This window comes from Pectobacterium zantedeschiae, assembly GCF_004137795.1.
In the GTDB taxonomy this organism is placed as follows: domain Bacteria; phylum Pseudomonadota; class Gammaproteobacteria; order Enterobacterales; family Enterobacteriaceae; genus Pectobacterium; species Pectobacterium zantedeschiae.
Genome location: NZ_NWTM01000001.1, coordinates 292,379 through 310,611 on the forward strand (window position 1 = coordinate 292,379; position 18,233 = coordinate 310,611).

Annotated in this window: 17 protein-coding genes; 11 read left to right on the top strand and 6 right to left on the bottom strand. The window is 51.9% G+C overall.

Features of this window, described 5'->3' with window-relative positions:
- Nucleotides 1–23 precede the first annotated feature (23 nt).
- The 4 genes from CLR69_RS01370 (at nucleotide 24) to fadJ (ending at nucleotide 5,825) form a co-directional block, all read left to right on the top strand.
- Nucleotides 24–878 (top strand): MetQ/NlpA family ABC transporter substrate-binding protein, encoded by an 855-nt coding sequence (locus tag CLR69_RS01370; RefSeq protein ID WP_129711849.1) that lies wholly within the window; start codon nucleotides 24–26, stop codon nucleotides 876–878.
- A 54-nt stretch (nucleotides 879–932) separates the two neighbouring features.
- Entirely contained in the window at nucleotides 933–2,132 is a 1,200-nt protein-coding gene (locus CLR69_RS01375; RefSeq protein WP_129711848.1) for a M20 family metallopeptidase, read from the top strand.
- Between the two features lie 190 nt (nucleotides 2,133–2,322).
- Nucleotides 2,323–3,636 carry an acetyl-CoA C-acyltransferase FadI gene (fadI, locus tag CLR69_RS01380; protein ID WP_129711847.1) on the top strand — a complete coding sequence of 438 codons (1,314 nt, stop codon included), beginning with the start codon at nucleotides 2,323–2,325 and terminating at the stop codon, nucleotides 3,634–3,636.
- A complete protein-coding gene (fadJ, locus tag CLR69_RS01385; protein WP_129711846.1) occupies nucleotides 3,633–5,825 on the top strand; it encodes a fatty acid oxidation complex subunit alpha FadJ in 2,193 nt (730 codons plus the stop codon). Before fadI ends, fadJ begins: the two co-directional genes overlap by 4 nt.
- Here fadJ and CLR69_RS01390 read toward each other — a convergent pair.
- From CLR69_RS01390 to CLR69_RS01410, 5 genes are all read right to left on the bottom strand, one after another.
- The gene (locus CLR69_RS01390) at nucleotides 5,818–6,813 is read right to left on the bottom strand and encodes a Csu type fimbrial protein (RefSeq protein WP_129711845.1); all 996 of its coding nucleotides are present in this window, start codon (nucleotides 6,811–6,813) and stop codon (nucleotides 5,818–5,820) included. The genes fadJ and CLR69_RS01390 overlap by 8 nt on opposite strands.
- 4 nt (nucleotides 6,814–6,817) lie before the next feature.
- Entirely contained in the window at nucleotides 6,818–9,172 is a 2,355-nt protein-coding gene (locus tag CLR69_RS01395; protein WP_129711844.1) for a fimbria/pilus outer membrane usher protein, read from the bottom strand.
- A 58-nt stretch (nucleotides 9,173–9,230) separates the two neighbouring features.
- Nucleotides 9,231–10,004 (bottom strand): fimbrial biogenesis chaperone, encoded by a 774-nt coding sequence (locus CLR69_RS01400; protein WP_129711843.1) that lies wholly within the window; start codon nucleotides 10,002–10,004, stop codon nucleotides 9,231–9,233.
- A 35-nt stretch (nucleotides 10,005–10,039) separates the two neighbouring features.
- Nucleotides 10,040–10,576 carry a Csu type fimbrial protein gene (locus CLR69_RS01405; protein WP_129711842.1) on the bottom strand — a complete coding sequence of 179 codons (537 nt, stop codon included), beginning with the start codon at nucleotides 10,574–10,576 and terminating at the stop codon, nucleotides 10,040–10,042.
- A 171-nt stretch (nucleotides 10,577–10,747) separates the two neighbouring features.
- The gene (locus CLR69_RS01410; protein ID WP_129705472.1) at nucleotides 10,748–11,296 is read right to left on the bottom strand and encodes a Csu type fimbrial protein; all 549 of its coding nucleotides are present in this window, start codon (nucleotides 11,294–11,296) and stop codon (nucleotides 10,748–10,750) included.
- Between the two features lie 941 nt (nucleotides 11,297–12,237).
- Here CLR69_RS01410 and sixA point away from each other — a divergent pair.
- Complete coding sequence (gene sixA, locus CLR69_RS01415; protein WP_129705474.1) at nucleotides 12,238–12,720, top strand: phosphohistidine phosphatase SixA; 483 nt, start codon at nucleotides 12,238–12,240, stop codon at nucleotides 12,718–12,720.
- Nucleotides 12,721–12,804: 84 nt separating this feature from the next.
- Here sixA and smrB read toward each other — a convergent pair whose 3' ends face one another.
- Nucleotides 12,805–13,347: an endonuclease SmrB gene (gene smrB / locus CLR69_RS01420; protein WP_129705475.1), complete on the bottom strand. Its 543-nt coding sequence runs from the start codon at nucleotides 13,345–13,347 to the stop codon at nucleotides 12,805–12,807.
- Between the two features lie 171 nt (nucleotides 13,348–13,518).
- Between smrB and prmB the strand changes: the two genes are divergently transcribed.
- From prmB to CLR69_RS01450, 6 genes are all read left to right on the top strand, one after another.
- On the top strand, nucleotides 13,519–14,451 hold the full coding sequence (gene prmB, locus CLR69_RS01425) for a 50S ribosomal protein L3 N(5)-glutamine methyltransferase (protein ID WP_129711841.1): 933 nt from the start codon (nucleotides 13,519–13,521) through the stop codon (nucleotides 14,449–14,451).
- A gap of 87 nt (nucleotides 14,452–14,538) precedes the next feature.
- Nucleotides 14,539–15,624: a chorismate synthase gene (gene aroC, locus CLR69_RS01430; RefSeq protein WP_129711840.1), complete on the top strand. Its 1,086-nt coding sequence runs from the start codon at nucleotides 14,539–14,541 to the stop codon at nucleotides 15,622–15,624.
- A 6-nt stretch (nucleotides 15,625–15,630) separates the two neighbouring features.
- Nucleotides 15,631–16,476: a penicillin-insensitive murein endopeptidase gene (gene mepA, locus CLR69_RS01435; RefSeq protein ID WP_129705481.1), complete on the top strand. Its 846-nt coding sequence runs from the start codon at nucleotides 15,631–15,633 to the stop codon at nucleotides 16,474–16,476.
- 9 nt (nucleotides 16,477–16,485) lie between these two features.
- Entirely contained in the window at nucleotides 16,486–17,286 is an 801-nt protein-coding gene (locus tag CLR69_RS01440; protein WP_129711839.1) for a sulfite exporter TauE/SafE family protein, read from the top strand.
- A 28-nt stretch (nucleotides 17,287–17,314) separates the two neighbouring features.
- On the top strand, nucleotides 17,315–17,860 hold the full coding sequence (locus tag CLR69_RS01445; RefSeq protein WP_129706282.1) for an elongation factor P hydroxylase: 546 nt from the start codon (nucleotides 17,315–17,317) through the stop codon (nucleotides 17,858–17,860).
- Between the two features lie 33 nt (nucleotides 17,861–17,893).
- The gene (locus CLR69_RS01450; RefSeq protein ID WP_129711838.1) at nucleotides 17,894–18,178 is read left to right on the top strand and encodes a YfcL family protein; all 285 of its coding nucleotides are present in this window, start codon (nucleotides 17,894–17,896) and stop codon (nucleotides 18,176–18,178) included.
- The last annotated feature ends 55 nt before the right edge of the window (nucleotides 18,179–18,233 follow it).

Below are 18,233 nucleotides of genomic sequence, written 5' to 3' on the forward strand. Positions count from 1 at the left end.
TTCATTTAATTAAGGAGCGAACAATGACATGGCAAAAAATGGTATTAGGAGCGCTGTTGACGCTCTCCTTACAGGCTGGCGCAGCACAAAAGCCTGTGGATGTGACCATCGGCGTAGCGGGAAGTGAAGACGCATATTGGAAGGTGCTGACGCAAAAAGCGAAAGCGGAGAACATCAACATCAAACTGATCAGTTTTTCGGACTATGCATTACCTAATAAAGCGCTGGCTAACGGTGATGTCGATCTTAACGCGTTTCAACATTTGGCTTTCCTCAGTCAGTTCAACGTGAATAACCAACTTACGATTGTTCCGATCGGCACGACACAAATTGTGCCTATGGCGCTGTATTCGGAGAAATACCGCGAGCTGAAGGATATTCCTCAGGGTGCGCAAATTGCCTTGCCAAACGATCCGTCCAATCAAGGGCGTGCACTCAAGGTGCTGGAATCATCCGGCTTGCTCACGTTGAAAGACGGTGCGGGATTGCACGCGACGCCTGACGATATTGTCGAGAACCCACGCAAGCTGAAAATTCTGCCGGTGGTAGCACAACAGACCCCGCGCGTGCTGGCTGATGTGGCAGCATCGGTCGTCAATCAGGGCGTGGCAGTGGATGCAGGTTTGCCTGCCGACAAGATCCTGTTTCAGGACGATCCTACTGCGCCGTCTGCTCTACCTTATGTAAACGTGTTTGCCGCTCGGGAAAAGGATAAAGACAATCCGGTCTACCAGCGGATTGTGGCGCTATATCACCAGCCTGATGTGATTGCGGCAGTCAAAGAGGATACAAAAGGCGTCGCGGTCGTCGTGGATCTACCCGCTAAAGATTTGCAGGACAAACTTAACCAGCTTGAAGACGATTTGAGAAAGCAATAAGCCTATCTTTTTTATTCATATGGCTCGCGTAATGATGACATCAGGAGGCGAAGAATGAGTGAGTTAATTTCCCATCATCGGGGCATCATCCGATCGCATTTTGAACAGACCGCACAGAAATATCTCCAGGTTAGCCACCAGATCCATGCCCGCCCCGAACTGGGCAATCAGGAGTATTTTGCCGCAGAAACCCTGACGGGCCTGCTGCGTGACGCCGGTTTTACCGTAACGCGGGATATCGCCGGGCATGAAACGGGCTTCGTGGCACACAAAGGTTCGGCGAACAGCGGACCACGGATCGGCTATCTGGCCGAATATGATGCGTTGCCGGGGTTGGGGCATGCCTGCGGCCACAATCTGATTGGCACGAGCAGCGTGGCGGCAGCGATTGCGCTCTCGCACGTTGTGGACCAGACGGGGGGAGAGGTGTGGGTATTTGGCACACCAGCGGAGGAGGGCGGCGTTAACGGCAGTGCCAAAGGCAGCTTTGCGGATGCGGGCATATTTGATGGTATTGATGCTGCGTTGATGATTCATGGCTCGGGTAAAACGCAACTGACCTCTGCCAGTCTGGCTGTCGATCCGTTGGATTTCCATTTTACCGGCCGAGCGGCACATGCTTCAGCGTCTCCAGAAGAGGGAATTAACGCGCTGGATGCGGTGATTCAACTCTTTACCGGTATCAACGCGCTGCGGCAGCAACTGCCGGGCGATACGCGTATCCACGGTATTATTACCCACGGCGGAGAAGCGCCAAATATCATTCCTGAATATGCGTCTGCGCGGTTTTATATTCGAGCCTCAACCTGGCAGCGTGCGCAGGCCGTCAGTGAAAGAGTTCGGGCGGTAGCGGAAGGTGCCGCATTGGCAACGGGGAGTACGCTGAAGGTTGAGCGATTCCAAAATCCCGTTAAGGATTTGATTACTAATAGACTGCTGGATACCATCGTGGGAGAAGAACTGGTGGCGTTGGGAGAAACGCTCTCCGACCAGCCACGACGTGGCCTTGGTTCCACGGATGCCGGTAATGCCAGTCACGTTATCCCCGTCAGCCATTGCTATATCAAAATTGGCCCTGACGATCTGGTGGCGCACACGCCCGCGTTTCGTGATGCCGCCATTTCCCTACAGGGCGATCAGGCGTTGCTGGTGGCCGCACAGGCTCTGGCGCTCTCGGGTTACCGCTTATTGACAGAACCTTCCCTGCTGGAAAGTGTGAAAGCAGACTTTCGCCGCACGCATTCCCTCACCTGATGTAATCAATACCGAGATGGCTGCTGAAATCACTGCTCAGCGGCCATCTCGTCTGTTCTCCTCGCGGACAACGGCATGCTCTTCACACTTTTATGTTGCTCAGCTTTGCGTAATGTAACTATTTGGTTAACAATGAAATCAGGTCTGACCTGTTGTGGGCGTACTTTATTTTTGGTTAACAGGAGCGTTTATGAGCGAGGTATTACCTCTGATAACCCGCCGTGGCGATCGCATTGCTTTCGTGAGCGGATTACGCACCCCATTTGCCCGGCAGGCGACGGCCTACCATGGCGTACCTGCCATCGAGTTAGGGAAGCTTGTTACCAGTGAATTGCTTGTCCGAACCGGTATCGATCCTGAGCTGATCGAACTATTGGTGTTCGGGCAGGTGGTCCAAATGCCTGAAGCACCGAATATCGCCAGAGAGATCGTGCTCGGCACGGGCATGAGCGTACACACCGATGCGTATAGCGTTTCACGCGCCTGCGCGACCAGCTTTCAGGCTGTTGCCAATGTGGCGGAAAGCATTATGGCAGGAACCGTCGAAGTCGGTATTGCCGGGGGAGCGGATTCGTCTTCCGTGCTGCCTATTGGCGTCAGTAAAGCGCTGGCCAGAACGTTGGTGGATATGAACAAGGCCCGAACGCTGAGCCAGAAGTTGACGTTGTTGAGCGGCCTGCGTCCGAAAGACTTGCTCCCGGTTGCGCCTGCGGTGGCGGAATATTCTACCGGGCTGCGTATGGGCGACACCGCTGAACAGATGGCAAAAACCTATGGTATCACGCGTGAAGAACAGGATGAGTTGGCACATCGCTCGCACAAGCTGGCAGCACAGGCCTGGGAATCTGGCGTGCTGCGAGATGAAGTGATGACGGCTTATGTTCCCCCTTATGAGAAGGCGTTGAGTGAAGATAACAACGTGCGCCATGACTCCGCCATTGAGCAGTATTCGCGTCTACGTCCAGCATTCGATCGCCGACATGGTTCGGTGACGGCCGCAAACAGTACGCCGCTGACGGATGGTGCGGCGGCAGTTCTGATGATGAGTGAATCCAAGGCCAAAAGTCTGGGGCTTACGCCGTTAGGCTACCTGCGCAGTTATGCATTCAGCGCCATCGGTGTGCAGCGTGATATGTTGTTGGGACCTGCTTATGCTTCCCCGCTTGCGCTGGCAAGAGCTGGCGTGACGTTGGCCGATCTGACATTAATTGATATGCACGAAGCCTTTGCTGCCCAGACGCTGGCAAATCTGAAGCTGTTTGCCAGCGATGAATTTGCTCGGAATCAATTGGGTAGAAATGCCGCACTGGGTGAAGTGGACCGTGCCAAATTTAACGTGCTCGGTGGCTCTATTGCCTATGGTCATCCTTTTGCCGCGACTGGCGCGAGGATGATCACCCAAACGCTGAATGAGCTGCGTCGTCGCGGTGGCGGACTGGGATTAACCACCGCCTGCGCGGCGGGCGGATTGGGCGCTGCAATGGTACTGGAGGTGACGCCATGAACGAACAACAGCCTTTCTCCGTTGCAACATCGTCTGTAACGGAAAGCCCGTCTGCTTTTTCCCTCACCATTCGGCCGGACAATATCGGTGTGATCAGCATTGATGTTCCCGGCGAGAAAGTGAACACGCTAAAGAGTGAATTTGCAGAACAGATTCTCTCGGTCTTTGAGCTAGCCCGGAAAAATGCGACGCTCAGGGGGCTAATCTTTATTTCCGCCAAGCCTGATTCGTTTATCGCTGGTGCGGATATCACCATGTTGAACCAGTGCAGTAGCGCTGAGCAGGCCGAAAATCTGGCCAAACAAGGGCAGGAAACGTTTGATCAGATTGCTGCGTTACCTTTCCCTGTGGTGGCTGCGATTCACGGTGCTTGTTTAGGTGGTGGGCTAGAATTGGCGTTAGCCTGCGACTATCGGGTCTGCTCGCTGGATGAAAAGACGGTGCTGGGATTGCCGGAAGTGCAACTTGGCCTCCTTCCCGGCTCAGGTGGAACGCAGCGTTTGCCGCGCTTGATTGGTCTGGATAGTGCGCTGGATCTTATTCTGACGGGGCGCCATCTCCGGGCGAGCCAGGCGCTACGGCAGGGGCTGGTTGATGAAGCGGTTCCGCACGATATCCTGCTGGATACCGCAGTCGAAATTCTCAAAAAAGGCAAAAGGAAGGTGGTGCCGTTGGGTTGGCGTTCGCGTCTGCTGAGCAGTCCTGGCATTCGTCATTTGCTTTTCAACGTGGTGAAACGCAAGACTCGCGCAAAAACACACGGCAACTATCCAGCCACTGAAAAGATCATTCAGGTGGTACGTCGGGGAATAGAAAAAGGTCGTGAAGAAGGGTATCGGCAGGAAGCACGAGCGTTCGGCAAACTGGTGATGACGCCGGAGTCTGCTGCACTACGCCATTTGTTCTTTGCCACTAATGCCTTAAAGAAAACCACCGGTGCGGCCTCTGAGGCGAAGCCGATCCATCGTGTCGGTATTCTCGGCGGCGGGTTGATGGGCGGAGGGATCGCCAGCGTGACGGCAACGCGCGGGCAGTTACCTGTACGTATTAAAGATATCAATGAACAGGGTATTAATCATGCGTTGAAGTACAACTGGCAATTACTGACCAAGCGCGTTCAGAGTAAACGGATGAAGCCGACGGAGCGCCAGCGTTTGATGACGTTAATCTCCGGCAGTACGGACTATCGCGGCTTTGAACATGCGGATATCGTCATTGAAGCGGTCTTCGAAGATCTGGCGCTGAAGCGGCAAATGGTGACGGAGATTGAAGATCATGCTGCAGCGCATACTATTTTTGCGTCAAATACCTCTTCGTTGCCGATCCATCAGATCGCAGAGGGCGCGCGTCGTCCACAGCAGGTTGTTGGTCTGCACTATTTCAGCCCGGTAGATAAAATGCCGCTGGTTGAAGTCATCCCCCACGCGCACACCAGCGCGGAGACGGTTGCGACGACGGTTGCTTTGGCGAGAAAGCAGGGAAAAACTGCGATCGTCGTAGGCGACAGCGCGGGTTTTTATGTGAATCGTATATTGGCGCCGTACATCAATGAAGCAGCTTATTGCCTGCTGGAAGGGGAGCCTGTTGAATCGATTGACTATGCGTTGGTGCGTTTTGGTTTCCCCGTCGGCCCGCTAGCGCTGTTGGATGAAGTCGGTATTGATGTGGCAACCAAAATTGTACCGGTGCTGAGTGAAGAGCTCGGCGATCGCTTTACCTCTCCGCCTGCGTTTGATGCGATCCTGAAAGATGGGCGCAAAGGGCGTAAGAATGGCAAAGGGTTCTATCGGTACAATAAAACGCGCCGTTTCTGGCACACGAAAGAGGTGGATAGCTCGGTTTATCCACTGTTGGATGTAACGCCGAAGGCGCATATCGATCCTGCGTTAATCAGCCAGCGTGCCGTGATGATGATGTTAAATGAGGCGGCGCGTTGTTTGGATGAAGGCGTGATTCGATGTGCTCGTGACGGCGATATCGGCGCGGTATTTGGCATTGGTTTCCCGCCTTTCCTCGGAGGCCCGTTCCACTACATGGATCGTTTGGGGATGGAAACGGTAGTGAAAACACTGCTGGTACTGCAACAACAATATGGCGATCGATTCGCACCCTGTGAACGTTTACTTACGATGCGTGAAAGTCAGCGGACGTTCTATTCGCCCGCTGGTGAAGACAGTAGCACTAGTTAATCGTGACGTTGATTGTGACGGTGTCTTTATACGCCCCCTCCGGTTTATTGGCCTGACTGGCATTAATGCGGGCAGTGTACGGGATACTCTGCGTAATTCCCGTGCCCGTCCCGCTATAATCGTTAGTCTCGGTCCATGCGGTGTTCTCTGCACGATAGAGTTGGTATTGCAGGTAGTTAGGGGTTCCACCGACGGTTGCTGTCATTCTGCGCCAGTTGGCATCGTCGGGATGGGTACTGACGAGCTTGACGGTATAGGCACCCAGCAGCGTACAGCGAACGCCTAGGTTGCTGTTAACCGCCGCGAAATCGGCGGGAAACGCAGCCGTACCAAAGCTGATATTCGGCGCACTGGTGATCTGGCAATCATTGGTGATGGTCATGGTGATATTAAGGGTTGAGGTCGTTGATCCCTCATCGTAAGAGCAGAGGCCGAATACACCCAGTGTACAAAGTCGATAATCCCATTTGATAGTCACCGTGTCGGTATAGGTCCCAGCGGAAACGTTGTTGCCTATACTGGTGCGGATATAGATCGGCATCGTGCCGTCAGTGGAGTTGAATAGACCTAAGATGTCCAGAAAGGTCGTCCGGCTCCAGGTATAGGTCGAGTTGATGTTATAGAGCGTACTGCAGCCAGAATCCATACACAGACTATAAGGAACATAGTCTGTGCTTGTCCCTCTGCGCATCCGCATCGTGGTGCCGCTGGGGTTGCTGTCACTCTGTATCGTCGCGGTGATGGTATTGGTACTGGCTAAACTCAACACACTCCCCGTACAGCGAAATCCACTTCCCGATGCTACGATCTGTGGCGTACCGTTAACGCCGACCACGGAAGAAGCATAAGGCCCAAGCGGAGTGCTGCTGGGTGGCGTGGTACAGGCAGCATAGCTAAAAGGTGCGTAATACAGTGCCATCAACAGGAAGGCCAGATGTAACCAACGGGCGGCGAAGAGGTGCTGGATCTGCGGTATCGGGGTCAGCATCGTTTTATCCTTTTGAGTCAGTCTGGCAGGTAAGCGGGCCGATGGTTGCCATCATGGTCTGTGATTCCGGCAGTGAGAACGCCACGCGGCACAGCCGTCCGTCTTCTTGTTTAAAGCGTAAGCGGTTAGAGGTGCCCAGATTGGCAAAGTAGGCCAGACCATCGTAGCCGCTGATCGTAGTGTTGCCACTGGCTTCGTCTGTTATCCAGGTGCCGATGGTGAGAGGATTACCGTCCGTATTGCGCAGCATAATGTTGGCGGAGCGCATGACATGAACGGGGAACGTCACGACGGTACCGCTCCCTTCTTTTACCGACACGCGTGATTCCACGTGTGGGGTAGTGACGTTGGCTGGTAGTTGTAACGTATCGATTTCCACTTTCGCGGGGTAATTGGACACGACCCACGGTACGAGTAAATGACCACGTTTATTGGTTTTTCCCACCAGTTGGTTTTCATATTTTACCGGGACATCGGGGTATCCCTCCGTATCGACAACGATAAAGGCGTCGTTGATGCGGTTGCTGGGGAAAAGCCCTCCGTTCATGTAGATCAGCGAGCCGCTCATCTCCCCCCACTGTGTGGTATTTCCCTCATTGCCATAGGTCCCGGCAGTTAGCATGGCATACGGGCTGCGCCAATTTAGTGCGCCTTGATGATAAGGATTTTTGCCTGCGCCATAGGCCGCGTTCCAGCCGAAGCCACCTTCTGTCGGCGCGGTACGGTTTATCCCTACGCGGGGTGAATAATCACCATTACTGTCGCGTTGAACACCAGCATTGATGTTACCGTTGTTACCAAAAGGCATGACGAACTGGAGTTGGGTACTGTAGCCATTTCCCCCCAGCTCTTTGTTGAAAGCGAGGTAGAGGGAACTGCCTTGCCAGACCTGTCTGCTGAAAGAGAGATTCAGTAGGCGGGTGCGAGTTGAATCGTAAGCGCGAATATCGAAATACCCCACGCCGAAGGAACCATTGCCTTCCCCGAAGATTTGGCTGCTGATCGTTGCCTGATTGCTTTCCTTACTGAGGCGGCCAGCCGTGAGAACGGCCGTTAAATCTCGGTATTCTTCGCTACGCTTGGCATGTTGAACGCTTAGACCAAATGCAGAGGTATAGTAGGAGTAACCTGCGGTGTATTGGTGTCCGGTTGCTTCCTTTTCGCTCTGACTGTAGGACGAACTCAGCGTCCCCCAGCGGCCAAGGGTAAAATCGGTCCCTGCACCGAGTAGATACAGACCCTGTACGGCTTCTCCATGTGCCGACACCGTCAGTGTATTGGTTAACCCATATCGATAGATGCCACTGACGGCTGGATCGTCAGTATAGGAATTATTCTGTACACCATAATTCTGGCGCAAAACGCCAACCGAGAGATCGAAATCGCTCAATCCCTTTCTTAGCAATGTGTTGGAGACGTAAAAAGGGATCGTGGTGGAAATCTGCCGTCCCTGGGCGTCCGTAGTAATGACGGTCGCTTCCCCTGCGCCGTTCAGGTAAGGCGTATTGGTTAGGGTGAAAGGACCGGCGTTCAGGCTGGTACTGTTTGCCTTATAGCCGTTGATAAATAGATCCAGCGTGCTGGGTACGGCGGTCGTACCGGTATATTGCAACATTGGATAGGTCACGATATCTGGGCGAAGGCCGAAATTGCGGGCAATACGTAGGCCGCCCATACGCACCGAATTGCTCCACGTCAGAGAGTTACTAATCAGGTCGCCAACCTGATAGGTGATCATGCGTTCGTTATCATTGTAGCGCCAATAGGTATCAAAACGCTGATAGCCATCTTGCTGTGTGTTACTGCTACCCGAGGTGAAATAGTAGATCCCCGTATTGGATAAGGTTCCGTAGGGGCTGAAAAAGCGTTGCTCCATCCAGCTACTGAGCGAATCTGAATTGTCACGGGGTGAGGTGTAATACAGGTTATAGTTGAACAGCAAACCGGGGCTGCTGCGGGCTGAGTAACGCTCCATGTTTTGCCCTCCGCCTTCAACAGATTGCTCCGGTAGCCAGAGTGTGGGCACGGTGAGCTTTAGCTGCTGTATCGCCTGATCGTAATCGGCGGTAACCTCTGGTAGTGCGCTGACATTGACGAGTCCCGTGCTTTGATCCGGTAGACGGACGTAATTCGAACGCAACGCAGCGGCATCCACATAATAGTTCCCTGCACGGTAAGTGACAGGGACAACCTCATCATCACTTTGCCCATTAACTGAAAGCGTTAAATAATAAATGGACTCGCCGACCGAGGGCATGGCGCGGGGAGGGGCGGGAAGATCGGTATAGTCTTCCGCGAAAACCGTCGCAGAATACAGCAGCGCAAACGAGGCATACATGAACAGATGCATGATCTTCATGTCTGACACCACCATGGCCGCTCGGTCAATAAACACGCCTCTGTTATTAACCGTGCCATCATTCGCGTTTAATCAAAATGGGTTCGGTGATATCAATCAGGTGAGTGAAGAGCTGCATTGCCGCGCCCGGAGTGGATAAGCCTGCGGGCAGTGGCCAGCGCATCTCTTGGCCCGGTAACACATAGCCTAAAAAGCCCTCGGTTAACGTGGTCCGGCTTCCTTTCCCGCTTCTGTCGGTAGACCAATAGACGTTATTCAGGCGAGCATGTACCACGCCTCGGTTGCGGACATAAAGATAGTTTTTCCCGCCAACTGCACTGACTCGCCAACTGAGTACAGGTAGCGTAGGTTCGGTGTTGGTACGCTTTTTTTCTGGGCGAACATGTGTCCAGATGCCTTGACCATCAAGGAACAGAGGCAGCAGATAGCGCATCTGGAATTGCAACCCCATCTGGGGGGCATCTTGTTGGTAGGGTGCCGATATTTCATCCACGATGATGCGGTAAGCCTGTTCAGTATTGGCAGGGGGCGGTGTGACGCGAATCAGGCGCACCATATTGCGTTTACCCGGTTCCAGCGTCATAAACGGTGGTGTGGCAATCACGTTACTTTGTTCAGCATAACGATCCTGAAAATCTATTTGCTTCCAGGACATGATACGGATTTGTAGACCGACGGGCGCATTGCCCTTATTTTCCAGCCACAGTGCTGAACTGTTCTCATCTGATTCAATGACCTGATAAATCGGCCAAACGAGGATAGAACTGGCAGCAAAGCAAGACAGGCTAATACTGCTCAACAAAAAGACCATTGCCCGAATAAAAAACGTCATTTTCCTTTTCATCCTGTATGTACCCTATTTTATTTTTAATAAATCAGGTTAACGGTCACGTTATCGGTATAAACCCCCGCGGGAGGAAGAGGTGTGCCGCCGAAATAGCGGGCATAAACGGTGTAGGTTTGGGATGTGGCGGGAAAAGAGACAATACTGAGTGCCAGCCCCCCCGTTCCCCATACCTGCGTGCGTGCGGCATCGCGGTAAAGTTGGTAGGCCAATAGGCGTGTTCCTGCCGCATTTTTCAGATAACGCTGTGTGCTGCTGCCACCATTAGCGCCGTAGTCCAACTCAATAATGGCGTTAATGCCCGGTGTGCAGGTGGCGATAATCGATCCGCCTCCCCCCGTGCTGGCGATATCCACGTTGGTCGCCGTGGAACTGTGTGTCCCGAAGTCAAACGTCCCCATATTGGGCTGGCTGGCGGCCGTGTTGGTGCCAAACACACAGCCTTTTTGTATGGTCGCGTCGACGTCGAATGTACTGCTCACGGTGAGCGCCATCGCCACTGTAGGGATAACAGTTCCGGGCAGCAGAAGAGACCAAAATAGTATCGACGGGAAAGGCATTTCAGTACCTGCGGTTACTTAGCCTGAATATTGTCATTGTTGGCATCCTGAACTGCGGGGGCAGCCAGTAAATGTAGCATCGTGTTAAAATATGATGGCATAGTTGCTCCTTCCTTCGTGGGTCAATGACCCGAAAAAGGCCGACATATGGGCATGTCGACCTGTAAAAAATTACCATTCGATAGTGGCAGTGATGGTATCGGTATACGATCCTGCAGCAGGGGACATAACCGTTTGGTCTGTTGGAACAATGCGTGCGTAAATTGGAATTAGCAGTGGGTTACCTGTTGCAGTAATCGCAATCCCAGTAGCACTTGAGATTGGAATTTCTGTCGAGCGTGTTGAGTCACTGTATAAACGATAAGGAACATTATAGGTGCCCGTACCCGGTGTGAGCCTACGTAGCGAGTCGAGTGCGTTCCCACCTGCACCTATCTTCAATGCGGCTGATAGGCCGACAGGGCAACTGATGGTAATTCCGCTGGCTCCACTGTTAGTCACCTGACTGTCAATGTTAGTCATCAGGTTTGAATGGGAGCCAAAGTCGATGGTCCCCCAGGTGGTGCCTGCACCTCCACCGTTGTCGACTGAACAGGCGGCGGTAATGGTCAGTGATACAGGAATCTGACCATTAATCGTTACACTACTGGCGGTGGGAGAGAGGCCGAATGTGGTGAGTAATGTAGCCAGAATGGGTAATGTTATACGTCTAGAATTCATAACGATTCCTTTATTTATATGTATCTCACTTATTTTCATCGAAAGTGTCTTCACGAAAACGTATTGATTTTCGTGAAAACTGCTCGTACGGGTGACTATTACAAAAGAAACCATAACCAGTCGTTTTAATCAGTACGGATATTTATATGTCGTGAGTTGAGCTATCGGGAAAATACAGGGGATTTATTCCCTTTCCTGATTTACAAAACGACTGACACAAAAATGTCGTACTGCTGAAATATATATTGCTAATATTTCAGCGTTTTTCGCATGGTGAAAATAACGCTATAAAGGAAACGTATTGCTAACTTTCTCTTCCGTGGCGGTGAATAATGGCGGGCATATAAAAAACAGAAAGACTCTTTGGCGTTATCCTGAGTTGCACGATGATCCATAAATAGGAGAGCGATCTATTTTTATTATATGACGTTATATTCCGTATAATTACCTTGTTTATATAAAGTGAAGAACAAAAAACACTATTTAAGATAAAGATAGAAGTAGAGTGGTTGTTTAACAATATTGCAAAATTGATATGTGTTAAAAAAGTGCAAATCATCGATTTTTATGGTCTTGTTAGTGTTTTGTGCTGATTTTTTATTTTTAATCTGATTTTTAGTAAAATAAATTGATTTATTTGTAATTGATTATAATGTCCATCTTAGCTCTGTGGATATGTCTTCCCAAGACGATGTGTTCGGTTAAGTGTCTTTAAACCTTTTATTTATCATGCAATTACTACGGACAAGCGGGAGTGGGGCATGCTCCATACCGAAACCCGATGTCAGATGAGTTTATCAGGGCGAGAAACTCAGGTAACCTACAGAGATAAAACAGGTTAGACCTCACATAATTCGAGTCTCAGGTGCAGGATAATTCCTGCCTATGCAGCGTGGATTATAGAAGATACATCATATATTTCATTAACATAGCGGTGTGATATGCAAGTGTTGATAATGCGTCATGGTGATGCGGTACTTGATGCAGCGAGTGATGCAATCCGGCCATTGAGTGACGGTGGTCGTGAGGAATCTCTTCAGATGGCGTGTTGGTTGAACGAGCAAAATATCGATATTGAGCGCGTTCTGGTGAGTCCTTATTTACGCGCTCAGCAAACGCTCGACGTGGTGAAAAAATCCTTACCTCTACCTGAAGAAGCGGATTGCCTCAATGAACTGACGCCCGGTGGTGATGCTCAGCTTGTCAGTTATTACCTGCAAACGCTGGCGAGAGAAGGTGTGAGTGCGGTTCTGGTTGTTTCACATCTGCCGCTGGTGGGCTATCTGGTTGCAGAGTTATGCCAGAATGAAACGGCTCCGATGTTCGCCACGTCCGCGATTGCCTGCGTGAAGGTGGATATTGAATCCGGCAATGGCATTCTGCACTGGCAAGTTAGCCCTGCACAACTGACCGCGAAGCCCTGATTTCTCATCGAGAAACTTAATATTTATGCGGTATAAGGCGTGTAGCTTGTTACACGCCTCGGCATGCTTGAGGTATGACGAAGATTACTCAAGAGAAGGGGCTTCCAGCGCAACCAGTACCAGCAACGCCGCATTTCCCCCAAATTCTTTCGGAGCCTGATGAAAAGCCAGCACATCAGGGTGCTGTGCCAGCCAGAGCGGCGTTTGTTGCTTAAGGATATGTTTGCCGTGTCCGTGCATCACGCAGGCGCAGTAAACATGCTCCCGGCGACAGGCTGCCAGCAGCGCGCCCAACTCCTGTTTTGCCTGAAGCTGCGTCAGACCGTGTAAATCCAAAAATAACTCCGGTGAATAATCCCCTCGCCGAAGTTTCTTCAATTCATAATGGCTGGCGCCAGGGCGGACATAGCGCGTTGGACCTTCTGCATCCAACTGTGGCTGAAATTCATCCGAAAAATAAAAACTGGCATCGACCTGTTCCTGCAAGACCCGTTTGGCAGGCAACTCGCCTATTTTTCTGCGCAGGGGTTTGTGGGTATAGGTATCCTGACGCAACTTTTTTGTGCCAGTGATTGACGTGCGAAAAAGCTGCAATTCGTCGTCATTCAGCGAATATTTATTACTCATGTTTTATTCATCTTGCGTCAACATCCGATCAGTTTACCTTGTCTCTCCGCTGTCGCTAAATAAAAGTCTGTATCGGAGCGCGTTCAGTCGGTTATATCTGCTGATTTGTCGCGGGCTTCATGGCAAACTAAGCGCCAATTTCCTATTCAGAACTGTCTGCGGAGGACACCCTTGGACAAAATTTTCGTCGATGAGGCCGTCAGTGAACTTCATACCATTCAGGATATGTTGCGCTGGGCTGTCAGCCGGTTTAACGCAGCCAACGTCTATTACGGTCACGGGACGGATAATCCCTGGGATGAAGCTATACAGCTGGTATTGCCTAGCCTGTATCTGCCGCTCGATATTCCTGAAGATATGTACACGTCCCGTTTGATCACCAGCGAACGGCAGCGCATTGTTGAACGCGTGATCCGTCGCGTCAATGAGCGGATCCCGGTCGCCTATCTGACCAACAAAGCTTGGTTCTGCGGTCTGGAATTCTACGTTGACGAACGTGTGCTGGTGCCGCGTTCTCCTATCGGTGAGCTGATCAATAATTACTTTGATGAGCAACTGCCAAAAGCGCCAAACCTTATTCTGGATCTGTGTACTGGCAGCGGCTGTATCGCTATTGCCTGCGCTCAGGCGTTCCCAGAAGCAGAAGTCGATGCGGTGGATATTTCCAACGATGCGCTTGCGGTGACCGAGCAAAATATTCAGCAGCACGAGCTGGAATACCGCGTGACGCCGATTCGTTCTGACCTGTTCCGCGATTTACCTGCGATTCGCTATGATCTGATCGTGACCAATCCACCGTATGTGGATGAAGAAGATATGTCCGATCTGCCGCAGGAATTCCGTTTCGAACCTGAACTGGGGCTGGCTGCGGGCAATGACGGTCTGGATCTGGTTCGTCGTATTCTGGCCTGTGCGCCAGACTATCTTAGCGACGACGGCGTGCTGATTTGCGAAGTGGGTAACAGCATGGTGCACCTGATCGATCAATATCCAGAGATTCCGTTCACCTGGCTGGAGTTTGATAATGGTGGTGACGGCGTGTTTATGCTAACCCAATCACAGCTGGTTGATTGTAAAGACCATTTTAGCGCTTACCGTGATTAAACGGTCATAACGATATTCATCAGCCTTACTGTTTGTGCATCAGCTCAGTCGGTAAGGCAGAAACAGAACACATGCGAAGGAGTTGTGATGGCAGGCAACAGTATTGGGCAATTTTTCCGCGTCACTACATTTGGTGAATCCCACGGTATTGCTCTGGGGTGCATTGTTGATGGCGTACCGCCGGGTATCCCGCTGACGGAAGCGGATTTGCAATATGATTTGGATCGCCGCCGTCCGGGGACATCGCGCTATACAACGCAGCGTCGTGAGCCCGATCAGGTCAAGATTCTGTCCGGCGTTTTTGAGGGCGTGACAACAGGAACCAGTATTGGTCTGTTGATTGAAAACACCGATCAACGTTCTCAGGATTACGGTGCGATTAAAGATGTCTTCCGCCCCGGTCACGCCGATTATACCTATGAACAAAAGTACGGCCTGCGTGATTACCGTGGCGGTGGCCGCTCTTCCGCACGCGAAACCGCGATGCGCGTTGCTGCGGGAGCGATTGCGAAGAAATACCTGCAACAGCAACATGGTGTGAAGGTCCGTGGTTATCTGTCGCAGATTGGCGATGTCACCTGCGAACTAAAAGACTGGGAACAGGTTGAGCAAAACCCGTTCTTTTGCCCAGATATCGACAAGCTGGAAGCATTGGATGAACTGATGCGAGCGCTGAAAAAAGAGGGCGATTCCATTGGTGCGAAGGTCAGCGTCGTGGCGGAATCGGTGCCTGTTGGGTTAGGCGAGCCAGTTTTTGACCGTTTGGATGCCGACTTGGCTCACGCGCTGATGAGTATTAACGCGGTGAAAGGCGTTGAAATTGGCGACGGATTTGCGGTTGTCACTAAACGTGGCAGCGAAAATCGTGACGAAATCACACCGGAAGGATTCCAGAGCAACCATGCCGGAGGCATTTTGGGTGGGATCAGCAGCGGGCAGAACATTGTTGCGCATCTGGCGTTGAAACCAACCTCCAGCATTATGGTGCCGGGAAAAACCATCAATCGCCTGGGTGAAGCAACTGAAATGGTCACACGTGGGCGTCACGATCCGTGCGTGGGTATTCGTGCTGTGCCGATTGCTGAAGCGATGATGGCGATTGTGTTAATGGATCACCTGCTGCGCCAACGCGCACAGTGTGGGGATGTGAATAGTCAGGTTCCTCGCTGGTAAAAAATAATGAAACAAGGGTTAATCGGGGTTCTCGCGCTGGCGCTGAGTGCGTCGTTGTTGTCGAATGCCGCATGGGCGAAAACGCCTTGGCAGGAGATTGCGCATCCAGTTGCAGGTACGCCGCAGTCAATTGGTAGTTTTTCTAATGGCTGTATCATCGGTGCCCAGCCTCTGCCGTTGCAGTCTCTGGATTATCAGGTGATGCGCATCGATCAGCGCCGCTATTTTGGTCACCCCGATCTTCTCGCGTTCATTCAGCGCCTGAGTACCGAGGTTAAACGCACGACGTCAGGTAATGTGCTGGTGGGCGATATGGGAATGCCTGTCGGCGGACGTTTCAGCAGTGGCCACGCGAGTCACCAATCCGGGCTGGATGTGGACATCTGGCTACAGTTGCCCAGACAGCGCTGGAGTGAACAACAACTGCTGAAACCGCAGCCTATCGATTTGGTTAACGCTAGCGGGCTTAACGTCAACCCACGCGTTTGGCGACCGGAAGTCACTACCCTGATCAAGACTGCCGCACTGGACAGCGACGTGACGCGTATCTTCGTCAATCCGGCGATTAAAAAACAGCTGTGTGCTGAAGCGGGTCACGATCGTGACTGGTTGCGTAAAGTACGCCCTTGGTTTGCGCATCGTGCGCACATGCACGTGCGTCTGCGTTGCCCGGCAGACAGTCTGGAATGTCAGGAACAGAGCGAGCCGCCAATCGGTGACGGATGCGGTGCTGAATTAACCAGTTGGTTCCAGCCGAAGCAGCCGAGTAGCGAAGCGCCAGAGAAAACGACGCCACCGCCGCTGCCGCCTTCCTGTCAGGCATTGCTCGACAGACATTTTGCCGCGAGATAACAAATAACGATGGACTGGTTAGTTCTTGGGCCAGAAATGCTGGCTGTGCTGTTTTTTGTCGGGGCGTTGGCAGGGTTTATCGATTCGATTGCTGGTGGTGGTGGGCTATTGACGATTCCAGCTTTGCTGGCGGCCGGCTTATCCCCCGCGCAGGCACTGGCAACGAATAAGCTTCAGGCTGTCGGCGGATCTTTTTCCGCCAGCCTGTATTTTATTCGTCGTCGTGCGGTGAACTTGGGCGAGCAGAAGTTGGCTATTGCGCTGACGTTTCTCGGTTCGACCTTTGGTGCCTGGCTGATTCAGCAAATCCACGCTGATTTTCTGCGCCAGCTGTTGCCGTTTCTCATCATCGGCATCGGCCTCTACTTTTTACTTACGCCCAAAATCGGCGATGAAGATCGGCAGCGTCGCCTGTCGCCGCTTCCATTTGCGATTGTGGCAGGCGGCTGCGTCGGCTTTTATGATGGCTTTTTCGGTCCCGGTGCTGGGTCATTTTACGCTCTGGCCTTTGTCACCTTGTATGGTTTCAATCTGGCAAAAGCGACGGCGAATGCCAAAATCCTGAACTTTACCTCTAACTTCGGTGGGTTGTTGTTTTTCATGCTCAGCGGAAAAGTGGTCTGGGTGGTCGGAGGGGTGATGCTGATCGGGCAGATCCTCGGGGCACGGCTTGGCGCCAGAATGGTGATGACGAAAGGGCAAAAGCTGATTCGTCCTATGCTGGTGCTGGTTTCCGCTATCATGAGCGGCAAGCTGATTTATGACAGCCACGGGCACGCGATTGCTGCCTGGCTGGGACAGTTTTTATGATAACAATTTTATGATAACAACAGATACCATGACAACGACGCACCACTATCAGCAACTGATTGATATTTTTAATGATTGCTTTGGCGATGAATACAATACCCGGCTGGTAAAAGGCGACGATGAGCCTATCTATCTGCCGGCAGATGATGAGATTCCGTATCATCGGATTGTGTTTGCCCACGGTTTTTATGCCAGCGCACTGCATGAGATTTCTCACTGGTGCATTGCCGGCGCACAGCGGCGTTTGCAGGTCGATTTTGGTTACTGGTATTGCCCTGATGGCCGCGATGCCTCGACGCAAAGCCAGTTCGAGGTAGTGGAAATTAAACCTCAGGCCTTCGACTGGTTATTCTGCGTTGCGGCGGGTTTTCCGTTTAACGTTAGCTGCGACAACCTGAACGGCGACTGCGAGCCGGACCGAATTGATTTCCAACGACGTGTGCATGCGCAAGTGATGCAGTATCTGGAAGAGGGGATTCCCGCGCGCCCGGCAAGCTTTATTCGTGCATTACAATCGTTTTACAATACGCCACCGCTGACGGCGGCGAGCTTCCCGTATCCAGCCGATCTGTGATGAACGGGAACAGTAAAAACTTGAGGATAAGAAATGATCGCAGAATTTGAAACGCGCATTCTGGCGCTGATTGATGACATGGTAGAGCATGCCAGCGACGACGAACTGTTTGCTGGCGGCTATTTGCGCGGTCATCTGACAGTGTCAGTCGCAGAAGCGGAAGATAACGGGGAACACACGCTTGAAGCACTGCATGTGCGCGTTAGCGACAGCATTAATAATGCCATCAAAAACGGTGAACTGTCACCGCCAGATCAGGTACTGGTTAACGGGATGTGGGAACGTCTGTTCCAGCAGGCACAAAACAGTACGCATTGATTTTCATGTACGCCTATCGTTAATCCGCCAGTGCTGGCTTAGTCGAGCCAGCACC

Excerpts from the sequence above, each read along its gene's own strand:
- CLR69_RS01370 (WP_129711849.1), top strand. The coding sequence starts at position 24 with ATGACATGGCAAAAAATGGTATTAGGAGCGCTGTTGACGCTCTCCTTA.
- CLR69_RS01375 (WP_129711848.1), top strand. The coding sequence starts at position 933 with ATGAGTGAGTTAATTTCCCATCATCGGGGCATCATCCGATCGCATTTT.
- fadI (WP_129711847.1), top strand. The coding sequence starts at position 2,323 with ATGAGCGAGGTATTACCTCTGATAACCCGCCGTGGCGATCGCATTGCT.
- fadJ (WP_129711846.1), top strand. The coding sequence starts at position 3,633 with ATGAACGAACAACAGCCTTTCTCCGTTGCAACATCGTCTGTAACGGAA.
- CLR69_RS01390 (WP_129711845.1), bottom strand. The coding sequence starts at position 6,813 with ATGCTGACCCCGATACCGCAGATCCAGCACCTCTTCGCCGCCCGTTGG.
- CLR69_RS01395 (WP_129711844.1), bottom strand. The coding sequence starts at position 9,172 with ATGAAGATCATGCATCTGTTCATGTATGCCTCGTTTGCGCTGCTGTAT.
- CLR69_RS01400 (WP_129711843.1), bottom strand. The coding sequence starts at position 10,004 with ATGACGTTTTTTATTCGGGCAATGGTCTTTTTGTTGAGCAGTATTAGC.
- CLR69_RS01405 (WP_129711842.1), bottom strand. The coding sequence starts at position 10,576 with ATGCCTTTCCCGTCGATACTATTTTGGTCTCTTCTGCTGCCCGGAACT.
- CLR69_RS01410 (WP_129705472.1), bottom strand. The coding sequence starts at position 11,296 with ATGAATTCTAGACGTATAACATTACCCATTCTGGCTACATTACTCACC.
- sixA (WP_129705474.1), top strand. The coding sequence starts at position 12,238 with ATGCAAGTGTTGATAATGCGTCATGGTGATGCGGTACTTGATGCAGCG.
- smrB (WP_129705475.1), bottom strand. The coding sequence starts at position 13,347 with ATGAGTAATAAATATTCGCTGAATGACGACGAATTGCAGCTTTTTCGC.
- aroC (WP_129711840.1), top strand. The coding sequence starts at position 14,539 with ATGGCAGGCAACAGTATTGGGCAATTTTTCCGCGTCACTACATTTGGT.
- mepA (WP_129705481.1), top strand. The coding sequence starts at position 15,631 with ATGAAACAAGGGTTAATCGGGGTTCTCGCGCTGGCGCTGAGTGCGTCG.
- CLR69_RS01440 (WP_129711839.1), top strand. The coding sequence starts at position 16,486 with ATGGACTGGTTAGTTCTTGGGCCAGAAATGCTGGCTGTGCTGTTTTTT.
- CLR69_RS01445 (WP_129706282.1), top strand. The coding sequence starts at position 17,315 with ATGACAACGACGCACCACTATCAGCAACTGATTGATATTTTTAATGAT.
- CLR69_RS01450 (WP_129711838.1), top strand. The coding sequence starts at position 17,894 with ATGATCGCAGAATTTGAAACGCGCATTCTGGCGCTGATTGATGACATG.